At 68.3% G+C, this 14,582-nt stretch carries 12 protein-coding genes; 8 read left to right on the top strand and 4 right to left on the bottom strand.

The annotated features are described in order from the left end of the window. Nucleotides 1–38: 38 nt before the first annotated feature. The 3 genes from ACQEVO_RS12075 to ACQEVO_RS12085 all read left to right on the top strand — a co-directional run bounded on the left by ACQEVO_RS12075 (nt 39) and on the right by ACQEVO_RS12085 (nt 3,941). On the top strand, nt 39–551 hold the full coding sequence (locus ACQEVO_RS12075) for an SRPBCC family protein (protein ID WP_432912255.1): 513 nt from the start codon (nt 39–41) through the stop codon (nt 549–551). A gap of 123 nt (nt 552–674) precedes the next feature. Beyond that, the gene (locus tag ACQEVO_RS12080) at nt 675–2,894 is read left to right on the top strand and encodes an acyl-CoA dehydrogenase (RefSeq protein WP_432912258.1); all 2,220 of its coding nucleotides are present in this window, start codon (nt 675–677) and stop codon (nt 2,892–2,894) included. 156 nt (nt 2,895–3,050) lie between these two features. Next, the gene (locus tag ACQEVO_RS12085; RefSeq protein WP_432922606.1) at nt 3,051–3,941 is read left to right on the top strand and encodes an NAD(P)H-dependent flavin oxidoreductase; all 891 of its coding nucleotides are present in this window, start codon (nt 3,051–3,053) and stop codon (nt 3,939–3,941) included. A 17-nt stretch (nt 3,942–3,958) separates the two neighbouring features. Here the strand turns inward: ACQEVO_RS12085 and ACQEVO_RS12090 are convergent, their stop codons facing one another. Continuing rightward, entirely contained in the window at nt 3,959–6,232 is a 2,274-nt protein-coding gene (locus ACQEVO_RS12090; protein WP_432912261.1) for a glycoside hydrolase family 3 C-terminal domain-containing protein, read from the bottom strand. Nucleotides 6,233–6,355: 123 nt separating this feature from the next. After that, nucleotides 6,356–6,907 carry a dihydrofolate reductase family protein gene (locus ACQEVO_RS12095; protein ID WP_432912263.1) on the bottom strand — a complete coding sequence of 184 codons (552 nt, stop codon included), beginning with the start codon at nt 6,905–6,907 and terminating at the stop codon, nt 6,356–6,358. 226 nt (nt 6,908–7,133) lie between these two features. On the opposite strand from ACQEVO_RS12095, the gene ACQEVO_RS12100 reads away from it, so the two are divergent. From ACQEVO_RS12100 to ACQEVO_RS12120, 5 genes are all read left to right on the top strand, one after another. Then, nucleotides 7,134–8,162, top strand: coding sequence for a phage tail tip lysozyme (locus ACQEVO_RS12100; RefSeq protein ID WP_432912265.1), 1,029 nt, complete (start codon nt 7,134–7,136; stop codon nt 8,160–8,162). 216 nt (nt 8,163–8,378) lie between these two features. After that, entirely contained in the window at nt 8,379–9,074 is a 696-nt protein-coding gene (locus ACQEVO_RS12105; protein WP_432912267.1) for an Rv0361 family membrane protein, read from the top strand. Between the two features lie 417 nt (nt 9,075–9,491). After that, a complete protein-coding gene (locus tag ACQEVO_RS12110; protein ID WP_432912270.1) occupies nt 9,492–10,595 on the top strand; it encodes a hypothetical protein in 1,104 nt (367 codons plus the stop codon). A 643-nt stretch (nt 10,596–11,238) separates the two neighbouring features. Beyond that, nucleotides 11,239–12,213 (top strand): GlxA family transcriptional regulator, encoded by a 975-nt coding sequence (locus tag ACQEVO_RS12115; RefSeq protein WP_432912272.1) that lies wholly within the window; start codon nt 11,239–11,241, stop codon nt 12,211–12,213. Nucleotides 12,214–12,264: 51 nt separating this feature from the next. Further along, a complete protein-coding gene (locus tag ACQEVO_RS12120; protein ID WP_432912274.1) occupies nt 12,265–12,597 on the top strand; it encodes a hypothetical protein in 333 nt (110 codons plus the stop codon). A 111-nt stretch (nt 12,598–12,708) separates the two neighbouring features. On the opposite strand, the gene ACQEVO_RS12125 is transcribed toward ACQEVO_RS12120, so the two are convergent. Both ACQEVO_RS12125 and ACQEVO_RS12130 read right to left on the bottom strand, forming a co-directional pair. Then, on the bottom strand, nt 12,709–14,055 hold the full coding sequence (locus ACQEVO_RS12125) for a CoA transferase (protein WP_432922608.1): 1,347 nt from the start codon (nt 14,053–14,055) through the stop codon (nt 12,709–12,711). 100 nt (nt 14,056–14,155) lie between these two features. Beyond that, nucleotides 14,156–14,542, bottom strand: a complete 387-nt coding sequence (locus ACQEVO_RS12130; RefSeq protein ID WP_432912275.1) for a DUF2784 domain-containing protein — start codon at nt 14,540–14,542, stop codon at nt 14,156–14,158. Nucleotides 14,543–14,582 lie beyond the last annotated feature (40 nt).

The following is a 14,582-nucleotide window of genomic DNA, read 5'->3' on the forward strand; positions in this document are numbered from 1 at the left end:
AGGATCGACGACAACAAGGCCCGACAAGGAGTTACGCCGTGGTGAAGATAACCCGGACCACCGAGGTGTCCGACAGCATCGTGATCGGCACCGACCCCGCCACCGCCTACGACGCGGTCAGCGATGTGACGCAGATGGGCCGGTGGAGTCCGGAGAACACCGGCGCGGTGGTTGCCGAACCGGGCCGGCCCGCGTATCCGGGAATGACGTTCGTGGGGTCGAATCGCCGGGGGCCGATGCGCTGGCATACCGAATGCACCGTCACGGTCGCCGAGCGACCGAGCCGATTCGTATTCCAGGTGCACCGGTTCGGGTGGTGGAAACCGATACTGCCGGTGGCGGTGGCGACCTGGGAGTACCGGTTCGACGCGGTCGAGGAGGGCACGCTGGTCACCGAGATCTGGTACGACGACCGCACCCGCTGGCCGGATACGCCCGCCCTGTGGTTCGACCGGGTGGCCACCGGGCAGCGCGGGTTCGCCGAATTCCAGAAAGGCAATATCCGGCGCACGCTGGAACGGCTGAAGGCCGAACTCGAGGCCGCTCGCTGACGGTGCCGGCGGCGGCGCCGATCCGGGGGGATTTGCCTCAGCCAGAGTAGAACGTGTTCTACTCTGAGGTGTCCCGCCCCGCCGCGGGATCGTTGCCCGACACCGCCGACCGGAGTGATAGCCGTGCCCGTTGCCCTGACCGCCGACCATGCGGCGCTGGCCGAAACCGTCACCGGATTCGCCGCCCGGCACGCCGGTCGCGAATACACCCGCAAGCACACCGAAGCCCTGCAACAGGGCAGCCGGCCGGACTTCTGGCCGGATCTGGTCGCGTTGGGCCTGACGGGTGTGCATCTGCCGGAGTCGGTGGGTGGTCAGGGCGGAACGCTCGACGATCTGGCCGTGGTGGTCGCCGAATCGGGCCGCGCACTGCTGCCCGGTCCGTTGCTGCCCACGGTGGTCGCGAGCACCGTGCTCGCCCCGGCCGGCGAGCCGGCCGCACGGGAGGCGCTGCGACGTCTCGCCGAAGGCGCGACCGGTGCGGTGATCGGCGCCGAACAAGCCGGTGAACTCACCGCCGAAGCCGGTGCGGGCGGTGCCGCGGCGAGCCTGTCCGGCCGGACCGGTCTCGTGCTCGGGGCGGCGTCGGCCGAACTCTTCGTGGTGGCGGCGACGGCGGAGAACCGGACCCACTGGTTCCTCGTCGAACGCGCCACCGCCGGGGTCGCGGTCGAGGTACGCGACGGGGCGGATCTGGGTCGCGATATCGGCGTGGTGCGGTTCGACCGGGCGGCCGCCGCACCACTGGACCTCGATACCGGCCGGGCCGAAGCGGTCGCGATCGCATTGTCGGCCGTGGAGGCGGCCGGGGTGATCCGCTGGTGCAGCGATACCGCCACCGAATACGTGAAATCCCGTGTCCAGTTCGGCCGGCCCATCGGCGCCTTTCAAGCGGTTCAGCATCGCACCGCACAGTTGCTGATCACCAGCGAACTCGCCACCGCCGCGGCCTGGGACGCGGTGCGTGGTCTCGGTGACGAGCCCGGGCAGCGGACGCACGCGGTGGCCGGCGCGGTATGCACCACCCTGGGGAACGCGGTGCACGCGGCGGTGGAATGCCTTGCGCTGCACGGCGCCATCGGTTTCACCTGGGAACACGATCTGCACCTGTACTGGCGGCGCGCCATGGCGCTGGCCGGGCTGGCCGGGCCGGTGGAGTCGTGGGAACTGCGGCTCGGCGATGCCGCGCTGCGGGGGCCCCGGAACTTCGCGGTACCGCTGCCGGAAACGGATCCGGCCTTCCGCGAATGGGTTTCGGAGATCCTGGACCGGGCCGCGGGCCTGGACAACCCGACCCCGTCGAAGATCGGGGACCACGACGCGGTGAACACCGGCGCACGCCGGACCCTGCTCGCCGACAGCGGCCTGGTCTCGCCGCCGATGGCCCAGCCCTACGGGATCGAAGCCGGCCCGCTGGAACAGCTCATTCTGCAGGACGAGTACGACCGGCACGCCCTCGCGCAACCGTCCATGGGGATCGGGCAGTGGGTGGTGCCGATCGTGCTGCATCGAGGAACCCCCGAGCAGCTGGCACGGCTGGCCGGGCCCGCGTTGCGCGGCGAGGAGATCTGGTGCCAGCTGTTCAGTGAACCGGAAGCCGGCTCCGATGTGGCCTCGCTGAGCCTGCGCGCGACCCGGGTCGAGGGCGGCTGGCGGCTGCAGGGGCAGAAGATCTGGACCACCCTGGCGCACCGCGCCGATTGGGGTCTGCTGCTCGCGCGCACCGACCCCGACGCGGGCCGGCACCGGGGCCTCACGATGTTCCTGGTCGATATGCACGCCGATGGTGTCCAGGTGCGCCCGATCGTGCAGGCCAGTGGTGACGCGGAATTCAACGAGGTGTTCTTCGACGACGTGTTCGTCCCGGACGAGATGGTGCTCGGCGAACCAGGTCAGGGCTGGACGCTGACTCTGGAAACGCTGGCGCAGGAGCGGCTGTTCATCGGCGGTGTCCGCGATCCCGGACACAACGAGCGCATCCGCGGCATCATCGAACGCGGTGAGTACGCCGGTGCCCGCGACGACGCGGTGCGCACGCTGGGCCGGATCAGCGCGCGCGGTGCCGCCATCTCCGCGCTGAATCTGCGGGAGACGATCCGGCGGCTGGACGGGCATGCCGTGGGACCGGCGACCAGTATCGCGAAGGCCGCCGCGTCGATGTTGCATACCGACGCCGCGGCCGCGGCGCTGAACCTGATCGGCCCGGCCGCCGCGCTCGGTGAGGCGGTGTCGGAACCGGTGCATCACGAACTGGATATCCCGACCTGGGTGATCGGTGGCGGAACGCTGGAGATCCAGCTCAACACCATCGCCACGCTCGTCATGGGCCTGCCGCGGAAGTAGGGGAGACGTGTTCCGCCGGCCGGGCACGGTTGTGGGGTTCCTCACCAGGTGATCAATAACTGATGGCGCATGCCATCTGTTAACGTCGGTTCCGTGACCGAGCGACTCCCCGCGATTCTGCGCACCAACCTGCGGCTGCCCGTCATCGCCGCCCCGATGTTCATCGTGTCCGGGCCCGAATTGGTACTGGCACAGGCGAAAGCCGGCATCATCGCCTCCTTCCCGGCGCTGAACGCGCGGACCACCGATCAATTGCGGGAGTGGCTCACCCGGATCACCACCGAACTCGGCGCGACTCCCGGTGCCGCCCCGTACGCCGTGAACCTGATCGCGCACAAGACCAATGAGCGCCTCCTCGAGGATCTCGCGATCATCGAGGAGTACCGGGTGCCGATCGTGATCACTTCGCTGGGTGCGCGGCCCGAGGTGAACGAGCGGATCCACACCTACGGGGGTGTCGTCCTGCACGATGTCGTCAACAGCGTGCACGCCCGCAAAGCGATCGAGAAGGGTGCCGACGGGCTGATCGCCGTGGCGGCGGGCGCCGGCGGCCACGGCGGGGTGGTCTCACCGTTCGCGTTGATCAGAGAGATCCGCGAATGGTTCGACGGTCCGCTGGCGCTCTCCGGTGCGATCGCCCACGGCGACAGCGTGCTGGCCGCCCTCGCCGCGGGCGCCGATTTCGCCTATATCGGATCGATGTTCATCGCCACCGACGAGGCGAACGCCGTACCCGAGTACAAGAAGATGATCGTGACGGGCGCCGCCGCCGATATCGTCTACACCGACTACTTCACCGGGGTGAAGGGCAACTACCTGCGCCCGAGTATCACCGCCGCCGGCCTGAACCCGGATGCGCTGGGTGCCCCCGGCGAATCGGGTTCGCTGGAGTTCCTGAGTTCCGACGAACCCAAGGCCTGGCGTGATATCTGGGGCGCCGGCCACGGTATCGGCGCCGTGGATCAGGTACGCCCCACCGCCGCCGTGGTCGACCGCCTCGCCGAGGAATACCGGCTGGCCCGCGCCCGCGTTACCGCGCTGACCTGACGCCGGGCGGCCGTCCGTCACCGGCCCGTAGCGCCGGTATTCGCTCGGTCGAGGAAATCGTCGAGCTGGGCGGCGGTCATCAGGCCGCCGAAGGTCAAGGCGAGGCGTCCGATCGGAATGGAGCCGACCATCTGCGCCATATCGATACCCAGATCGGCACCGGCGGAACCCGAATCGCCCAGCAGCGGTTGCAGCTGTTCACCGAGTTCCGGGCCGGCAACCGGATGCGTCATCACCTCGGCGAGGCTCGATTCCCGGGTGAGCGGCACCGTGACCGGATCGCCGGTGAGCGCGACGGTGGTCCGCGCCCGCAGATCCCGGCTGGAGGCGCCGGCGAACAGGGTGTATTCGCCGCCCTCGACCAACCACCGGCCCGCCGCCTCGTTCCAGTAGGCGAATTCGTCGCGCGGAATCACCACCGTGACATCCTGCGCGGCACCGGCTTCCAGTTCCACGGTGGCGAATCCACACAGCTCCCGGGGCGCACGCAGCACCGCGGACGATTCGCGGCCGCGATAGAGCTGCACGATCTCGCGACCCGGCCGGCTGCCGGTATTGGTGATGCGGAGGGTGGCCGTGACGGTTTCGTCGTCGGCGGTCGTGTGGATATCGCCGTACTCGAACGTGGTGTAGGACAGTCCGTGACCGAACGGGTAGGTCACCTCGAGTTCACGGCGGTCGTACCAGCGGTAGCCGACGAAGAGGCCCTCCCCGTAGCGGACGTGCCCGTTCTCGCCCGGGAAATTGTCGTAGGCGGGGACATCGGCGAGCCGGACGGGCACCGTTTCGGTGAGCCGCCCGCACGGGTCGGCGACCCCGAACAGCAGATCGGCGATCGCGCCGCCACCGGCCTGTCCGAGCAGTGCGGTAGCGAGAATGGCATCGGCGGCGTCGACGATCGGGGCCAGGCGCACAACCCCACCGTGGGCGAGTATCACGACCACCCGCGACTGCACCGCACGGACCGCCGACAGCAATTCCACCTGGTCGGCCGGTATTTCGATATGTTCGCGATCGAACCCTTCGGACTCCTGTGCCGCCGCCAGGCCGAGGAACACGACGGCGATATCGGCACCGGCGGCCGTCGTGACGGCCTCGGCGCGCAGATCCGCGGCCGCCGCCGCGTTCGCGGTATCGAATCCGCGGGCGTGGGTGACGGTCGCCTCCCCGGCGAGTGCACGGATCTCGTCGAGCGCGATATCGACCCGGGTGGCGTTCACATGGGAGGAACCGCCGCCCTGGTAGCGCGGTTCGGTGGCGAATTCCCCGATGACCGCGATATTTCCGCTGCGTTCGAGCGGTAGCACGCCGTGCTCGTTCTTCAGCAGCACCGCGCAGCGGGCAGCCACCGTCCGGGCGAGGGAGTGGTGCTCATCGATATCCCAGCGGGTTTCCGGGCGGGCGTTCGCGGCCGCCCCGAGTGCCAGTGCTGCCATCCGGTGCGCCGTGGCCTGCAGGGTGCTTTCCGGTAGAGATCCGTCCTGTACCGCCTCGGCGACGCGCTGGTCGCCGACCTCGTCCGCCCCGGGCATCGCCAGATCCAGTCCGGCTGCCACGGCCGCGACCCGGTCGTCGACGGCGCCCCAGTCACTGACCACCGCGCCGGCGAAACCCCATTCGCCGCGCAGCACGTCGGTGAGCAGCCATCGGTTCTGGGCGGCATAGACCCCGTTGATCTTGTTGTAGGAACACATGACGGTCCACGGCGCCGCCGCGGTGACCACCCGCTGGAAGGCGCGCAGATAGATCTCACGCAGCGGCCGGGGATCGATATCGGAACTGGACCGCATCCGGTCGAATTCGGCATTGTTGGCCGCGAAATGTTTCAGTGAGGCGCCCACCCCCTGCTGCTGCAGGCCGCGCACCCAGCCGGTGGCCAGCGCGGCGGTGAGATGCGGATCTTCGGAGTAGTACTCGAAATTCCGGCCGCATCGCGGATCCCGTTTGATGTTGATTCCCGGGCCCAGCACGATCTGCACCCCCGCGGCCTGTGCCTCCCGGCCGATCGCCGCGCCCACCCGCTCGGCCAGCCCGGGATCCCAGCTCTGGCTCAACCCGACAGCCGGCGGAAAACAGGTCGCCGGGATGGACGGTCCGATACCCAGCGCGTCCCCGGCATGCGCGGGATCCTGATGCCGCAGGCCGTGCGGTCCGTCCGACATCGTGATCGAGGGGATCGCGCCGATCGGTTCGGTGGTCCAGAAATCCCGGCCACTACCCAGCCGGGCGCGTTCCTCGATACCGAGGCCGGCGATCGCATCGTCGGCGGTGGTGCTGACCGGGTCCGGCATACGGCTCCTCCTGGTTGTCCGATACTGCTGTCGAACATAGTCCGCCGCCGCCGCGGACCCGGGCGGCACACGCCCCGGGCCGGTCGTGGCGCCGATACCCGGCTCGGCTATCGGCGCCACATGTCACGCTTGGGCGGGGCCGTAGTCCAGATGCACCACACCGTTGGCGTAGACGTCGTGTGCTTTGAGGGTGAGCTTCGTGGCGTCCGCGCCGTCGACGAACAGTTTCTCGCCTTTGCCGAGGGCGATCGGATACACGAAGAGGTGGAGATCGTCGACGAGTCCCTCGGCCAGCAGGGCCCGGACCAGGGTGCCGCTGCCGCTGATGTAGATGGTGCCGTCGATCTCTTCCTTCAGCGTCCGGATCTTCTCGGGGTCGTAGGCGCCGAGCGAGACGCTGTTGGCCCATTCGGCCTGCGGTTCCCGGGCGCCCACCACGTATTTGACGGTGTCGTTGAAGAACGGGGCACCCGGGTCGTCCTCGACGGTACGGGTGGACCAGGCCGGGGCGAACATCTCGAAGGTGTTGCGGCCGAGCAGGATGGCCTTCGCCGCTTCGGTGATCGCACCGAGTGTCTCACCCATCTGCGGGTCGAACCCGAATTCGAAGGTGAACGAGGGGTCCTCGTACGACCCGTCGAGCGAGATGAACTCGTGCACGGCGATGGTTCCCATGATGTGTCCTTTCTGGCGGCCCCTGGCCGCGGCTCGGTGTGTGCCGCGGTCGGCGGTGGGCCGGTCGTGGTCCTATCGGTCTCGCTGGGGTAGACGTGACACGGCAGGATTTCTCATCGGTCCCGGTGGTCTTGTTCCGCACCCATTCTCATCAGCGGGAGTACGGGTGCGGGCGTGGATGGAATTCTGATAGGCAGGTGCGGTCTCGGGTCGAGAAAGGTGGACGATGGCTCCCAAGGAGGAATGGACGCTCCATCGTCCGCGGAACGCTCCGATCCTCAACCCCTATATCGATTACATCGAGAAGGTGCTGAAGGCTCTGGAAGCTGGGCTGGGTGACAAGAACGCGCAGTCGCTGACCCCCGGGGAACTGGTGAAGAAGGGCGGCGAGCGCCCCGGCGACAGCGCGCTGCAGGAGCAGTACGACCTCAATCTCGAACAGATCCAGGGGTATCAAGACGACTGGCACGCCCTCGACGACCAGATCGGCTTCATCGCTTCCTTCGCCGCCGAAGACGCCAATACGGTGAGCCGGGAGTTCGAGGAACTTCGCGATACGGCGGTCGAGATCTCGTCGGCGGTCCCGGACGACCCCACCACGGCCCGCCAGATCGATGCCGTGAACGCGCTGGACAATGCGGTCGGTGTGGCATACGAGGCGATTCTGCGCGCCTACGCGAAACTGGAGGGCAAGTCCACCGAGGTACCCGCACAGAACTGGTCGGGTAGCGGTGGGGCCGCGCCGTACGTGCCCGGTATCACCGATACCGGCAGTGCCTACAGCAACGACTCTCCGCAACCGATCGGTGAAGGCGAGAAGGCGCAGGTCCAGGAAATGTACGAGTACCTGCTGGAGAAGGGCTTCACCCCGGCGCAGGCGGCCGGCATTCTGGGGAATCTGCAGGTGGAATCCGGCTTCGACACCGGGGCCTACAACCCCGGCGAAGGGGCGATCGGCCTGGCCCAGTGGCTGGGCGGCCGACGGGAGAACCTGGAGGCGTTCGCGGCGTCCAACGGCAAGTCGGTCACGGACTGGAAGACGCAGATCGACTTCATGGTGCACGAGTTGAAGGGCAGCGAATCGGGTGCCATGAGCAGGTTGAAGAGCACCACTTCGGCCGGCGAGGCGGCGGCCGTGTTCGACCAGTACTACGAGCGGAGCTCCGGCGAAGCACGGGGCCAGCGAATCGCCAACGCGGAGAGCATCGCGAGCAGTATGGCCGGTCGCTCCACCGATTCCTCGGTCCTGGCGTAATTCCGCGAAGGTTACCGGACCACACCGGATCTGCACGCCCGGTTCCTCAGAGCTGGGGATACAGAGCCCGAATTCCCTGGCTGCAGAGCTGGTTCAATCGTGCGTACAGTAAGTGCCGCCGAGTGTGTTAACGCTACGGCGTCGTGGGGAAATCACTGTGAGGACGCGGCGCCGATCCGGCGCCGCGCAGTAGAGCAAGGGAAACAGGACTTCCGAATGGGTCACCCGCAACCACCCAATCCGTACCAGCACCAGCCTGGTCAGCCCATGCCGCCGGGGCAGCCGTACCCGGGCCAGCCGATGGGCGGGCAGCCGATGCCGGGGCAACCCATGCCGGGTCAGCCGTACCCCGGGCAGCCGCAGTACGGCCAGCAGTATCCGCCGCCGGGTCAGCCGCCCTACGGCGCGCCGGGCGGTTACGGTCAACCGCCGCGTCCCTCGGGGGGCGGTGGCGGCAAGATCGCGCTCATCATCGGCGGTGTGCTCGTCGTGGTGATCGCCCTCGGGGTGGGCGGGTTCCTCCTCCTCGGTGGAAGTGGCGGGTCGATCGGCGGCGGCTACGACGATCCGCGTGCGGTGGCGCAGGCGTGGGTCGATCAGGACGGCGATCCGGAAAACCTGGTGTGCCAGGCGGATCTGGACGAGATCGCGCAGTACGAGCAGGACAATCCGGTCAAGCCCACGGGTGCGCCCTCCGGTGTGGAAGCGCCGGAAACGACGCTGAAGAGTGTCGATGTGCCGTCGGGGAGCGATAAGGGCACCTTCACCATGGAGATGACCATGGACCTGCTCGGCGACGAAACCACCTCGACCGCGACCTACGATCTGGTCAAGGAAGACGGCGGCTGGAAAGTCTGCGGGATCCTCACGCCCGACGTCGACGTGGATATGCCGGATATGCCCGGGTACTGACTCGACGCCGGCAACATCGCCTCGGTCCTCGAACAGGGCCCCGGTATCGGGATAATTCCGATGCCGGGGCCCTGTTTCGTTCTGCGATCGGACGGTGACCTGTGATGGGGGTTGCCAGTACTTTTTTGAATGCTCGTCTTTCAGAATTTCCGGCAATCAATCGGCCATCATTCCGGATGCATGGAAGCCGGGTGCAGTGGCCGCGCTTCCAGCCCGGATCATATCCCGTCGGATTATTCGGCTCGGGTTACTCGCCGGTCTGCCAACATCGCGCAACCATATGACGCCTGCTCGAATTGTAAATTGCCGTGATTTTCTGAATGATCGACTGGCTCGCAGACGAGACAAGTGATCGAATTCTTACCACGAAAGCCGTTGATCACTGTTTTCTGAGCTGTCGCCCAGGAGGTTGTTGCTGTGACCGAGGCCAGCGGTCCGACATTGCGCCCGCCGCCGAACCCGGTACCGGAGCCGGGCACGCGGCAGATGGGATATCGCGAGGCCGGTCGCCGGCCTCGGGCGACAGTGTCGGTGACCGCCGGTGACCATTTGCTGTCGCGTATCCCCGACAGTGATGTCGCCACCTTCCGCGCCGACGCCTATCGGCGTCTGACCCCGGCGGAATTCGCGCGCGTCGACGCCGTGTACACGGCGGGTCTGGAGGCGACCTGCCGGTGGTTGACCGCGCGCAGCGGACTACCCTGCCGGCACGACCTGGACCGCCGGGGGGACCCGATCTGGTTCGGACGTGACGAGGTGGCCGTAGCGGAGCATATGCGGTCCGTGCTGCGTCCACGGCCCGCGCCGCGGGGGTTCCTGCCCGGCGCTTCCGGGGCGGGCCCGGTCGACGAATGGCTCGACATTCTGGGCCTCTATCGTTTCCTCGGCAGTTTCGTCGCCGGAAGCCCCGGTCGCGGGAACACGGTGGTCCGGTTGCGTGGCGCCCAAGCCTCCTTCCTGCTCCACGGTATGCGCTTGGATCTGCCGCCGGACCTCAATTACTCGGTCGGCCCCGGGCTGACCACGGTGCGGCTCGACAGCCGGACGGTCGAGCGGATCCGGATCGGCGCCGGCCACCCCGTCGACGCGGCCGCCCTGGCGACCGCGCTCTTCACCGGTGCCACGATGGTCGAACTCGGTGCTGTGCCCCGGGCAGGGCTGACCCGGGACGCGCTCATCTTCACCGGTCCGATCGGCTACGCGCGGGCGGCCGATGTGTACGTGTGGGTGATACCTCGTTCGGCTCGGGACCTGTTGCATGATGCGTATCTGCATCAGGAAGGCTGTGCGGACCGCGGACCGAAGCTGTTCGCCGGTGCTCTCGGCGGTGCCGGGCGACGGCTGCGCAGTACCGCCGCCCGTTGTGGAGTGGTCCTTCCGGCCCTGCATCATTGGAACCACAGCTGGATCCGCGGGGCGGGCCTGCTGCGTGGGCTCGAATCACCGGAATACGTACGCAACTCCGATCTCCTGTTCGGGCTCCGGCTCATCCCGTCACCCGGGCCGGCGCGCGAGGGCTGATTCAGCGAAAAGACGCACCCCCTTTGGGGTATCGGGCCCGGAAAGCGAATCATTCGGGCCCGATCGCGGACTCGGCGAGCGTCTCATCCCGGCAATGATCGTCCGCGCTTTCGGCAGCCTGATCGAATTCTTCTGCCCCACAGAGGTTACGTTTCAAAGGTAGGCGTATTTGCACCGGAGGTGAGCAAGTACCAGCGTGTACGAAGACAAAGTTGCGGCGCACCCCGCAGCGCCGCAACCATGCCTTCGCACACACCGATGACCCCGGAGTATCGAACGCGGGATCGTCGAATTCGCGCAAAAGCCCGAGGCCGATTCTCCGGCCGGTTGCTCGGAGAAGTGTGCGGTGCGGAGGCAGGCGCGCGGTAGACCTCGTTCACGCGCCCGGTTCGCGGGGCGCGCAATGCTTATATCCGGCGGTTCACCTCGATCTCTCACGGTCACACGAATGACAGGGCGGTCGCCGGACGCGACAGCACCGTCGGCCCCTGACGATACTGTGTGGGACAGCCCGATCGGAGGGGCGGAAGCGACAGGATGCGATGCGTTTGCGACATACCCGGCGTTCGCGGCAGCGCGCCGCGCCGGACGTAAAAGACCGATCGGTTTTCATCGGATGTTTCGCGATCCGTATCCTGCCACCGTGGAAGTGGGCATTTTCGTCGTGGACGGTGTGGGCGAACTCGGCTTGGGCGCCCTCCACGGGGCGTTCGGCACCGCGAACGTCCTCCGCAGAGAACTCGACAATCCACCGGCCGCATGGAACGTGCATACGGTGTCACTCGGTAGTTCGGTGCGGACAGGTAGCGGAAACACCATCCAGACCATCCCGCTGAGTGAAGTATCGGCGTCGTTCGACGCGCTGGCGGTGGCCGCGGTGAATGTCCTGGATCCCGAACCGCTGGTCGCACTCGTCTCGGACCCTGCCAACGCGTGGCTTCTGGACCGGATCCGCAGCGCATACGAACAGGGCGTGCACCTCGCCGCGGCCTGCACCGGGACATTCTTCCTGGCGGAAGCCGGCGTCCTCGACGGATCGCCGGCGACCACGAGTTGGTGGCTGGGCGGCAGTTTTCGCGGGCGCTATCCCGGAGTCGATCTGGACGAGCGGAGCATCGTCTGTCACGGTGACGGCATCACCACGGCCGGTGCCTCGCTGTCGCATATGGATATGGCGTTGTCGCTGGTCTATCGGACCAGTCCGGAACTGGCGGAGCAGACGCGCCGATACCTCGCCATCGAGGGCCGCGCCAGTCAGGCGCCCTACGCCATTCCCGAAGTCGTGGCGCGGGGCAACCCGCTGATCGTCGGATACGAACGGTGGGTGCGCGAACATATCTCCGGCCAATTCCTCATCTCCACCGCCGCGCGTGAACTCGGCGTCACCGAACGCAGTCTGCAGCGCGCGACCCGCGCGGCACTCGGCATGTCACCCAAGGATTTCGCCGACGATATCCGGCTGGACCGGGCCACCCGATTGCTCCGGACGACCGGCCTCACGGTGGAAGCGGTGGCCCGCGAGGTCGGCTATGTCAATGCCAGCGCGCTGCGGGCGCTGGCCCGCCGGCGCCGCGGAATGTCCCTGGCGGAGATCAGGGCTCAGCGCATCCCGGGGTGATCTCCCGGTGATCCGGGTGGTGATACCGCGCCGGGTCCCTACACTGGTCGCATGTCTGTTCGACGGCTGATCGCCGCGGCTGTGCTCGTAGCCACCGCGTCACTGAGTGTTGCCGGCTGTACCGCCACCGGCCAGGGTGCGACGAGCGAATGCGATGTCAGCGGGTGCACGGTGACCTTCGACCGGGGTGTGGACGCGAAGATCAGCGTGCTGGGGGTGGATGCCGAACTCACCACGGTCCAAGGTGATGTGGTGACGATGAAGGTCGCGGGGCAGGAGGTGACCGTGCCGATGGGGTCGACCGAACAAGCGCAGGGCCTGGACCTGACGGTTCGTGAGATCACCCAGGACAAGGTCGTCGTCAAACTGTCCACCGGCCTCTGACCCCTGCCCGCTCCGCACGACCGGCTCGTACCGGCCGAGATCGCTGCGCAGCCGCCTCGGTGGCGTGCGCACTGGGCATCGCAAGTGGGGAGACCGGCGTCCGGGTCCGGCTCAACCGGGCCTGCGCTCCGGTGTCTCCGTCCAGCGCGGCTCGGCACGGCCGTACCCGCCGGCCGGGAACGGGTAGTCGGGGAACTCGGCCAGAGCGGGCGCGGCCGTGACAACGCGCCCGTGCGTCACGGTGGTGCCCGACCCGGGGACCGCCGGGGCCGGATGGTCGGGCGTGCGGCCGCGTTCGGACAGCAGCCAGGTCGCGGTCCGGGCCAGCGATACGCGGACGTCGCGGCCGAGGCCGTCGGCCGTCCGGGCGGCCAGCGCGTCGACGACACCGGCCGCGAGCAGATAGCCCGAGGCGTGATCGAGCGCCTGGGCGGGCAGGGCACCGGGTATCGCGGAGGCACCCTCGATGACCGCGACTCCCGTGGCGGCCTGCACGATACTGTCGAAACCCCGCCGTCCGGCCCACGGTCCGGTGAAACCCCAGGCGCTCACCCGGGCATGGATCAGACCCGGCCGGCCGGCCAGGCCCAGCCGTTCCAAGGCACCCGGCCGGTAACCGGTGACCAGCACGTCGGCGGTGTCGAGCAGGCTCTCCCACTGCGTATCCGCCGTCCGCAGGTCCAGCAGGGCGGAATGTTTGCCCTGGCCGGTATCGGTGAACTGCCAGGGGATCTCCGGTAGATGTGGTGGGTCCACCCGCAGCACCTCCGCCCCGAGCAGTGCCAGCGCGCGGGTCGCCACCGGGCCGGCGATCACCCGGGTGAGATCGAGGACCCGGACACCCTGCAACGGCTGATAGGGGGTCCCGGAGATCGGCAGGGTGTAGCGGCGCCGGTCGGCGCGCGGTACCAGCGCCACCAGCGGACCGGCCGCGGCCGAACCGGATTGCGGATGTGCGCGCCACTGCGCCTCGTCGCGGACCTGCACCACGATCGCGCCCCGGGCTGCCGCCAGCTCTTCGAGATCCGCGGCGCGGATCATCGCCATCCGGGCTTCGGCCTGCTCGACGGGTGCGTCGGCGGGCAACTCCAGCGCATCCAGCAGCCGGGCGCGGTGGTGCGGATAGTTCGCGTGCGTGCGGACCCAGCCGTCGAAGGTGGGGAAGAAACCGGAGAGGTCGGCGAAGGCGGTGATGGGGGCACCGTCGATCCGCAGCAACCGATCGCTGGTGAACGATGCCGCGATCCGCGCAGGGTCGAGGCGATGCCGGATGGGCGCGGTGCCCGTGGCCTGCCGATAGCGGTCGGTGGCGGCGAGGAATGCCTGTATGGATCCGGCGGCGAGCCCCCACACCGGTAGCGTGGCGGCGAGGTACGACCCGGGGTCGGGCCAGTCCACCGGGCCGGACTCGGCGACACCCGCGCCGTCCTCGTAATCACGGACCAGCCGTGCACCCACGTCCACTGCTCCGAGCGTACTGGCCCCCGAGGCGGGCGATTGCCGGGTTACCGGTTGGCACAGCGATTTTCATCACATCGTCACCGCGGGTGCACCCGGCTCAGCCGATGGGCCGGGCGGTGGAGCCGCTGGGCTGGTGCCGGGTCCGCCACCACCAGCCCGCCCACGACACCAGAACGCACGCCGCGACCAGTATCCGCACCTCGCCGAGCATGCTCTCGGGGTAGACGACACCGGTGAGGTAGTGGTCGATGAACCCCTCCGGCGGCAGGCCCTGCAGCCCGGCACGTTCGCGCGCCCAGTTCTCCGCATAGGTCAGCGGGCAGTCGTAGCCGACCAGTACGGTGCCGAACCCCCAGGCCGCGGCGCCGGCGTGCAGCCAGATGGTGCGCGGCAGCCGCCAGGCCACGAAGCCACCCACCACCACGTAGCCGATGAACAGCACATGCGCGGCGGCGGTCAGATCGGCGAGCAGCCGGTACCACACCCTTCCAGGGTATGTCCTGATCGCGGCCGCGGCGCGGGAT

The sequence above is a fragment of the Nocardia sp. CA-290969 genome (assembly GCF_050936135.1).
In the GTDB taxonomy this organism is placed as follows: Bacteria; Actinomycetota; Actinomycetes; order Mycobacteriales; family Mycobacteriaceae; genus Nocardia.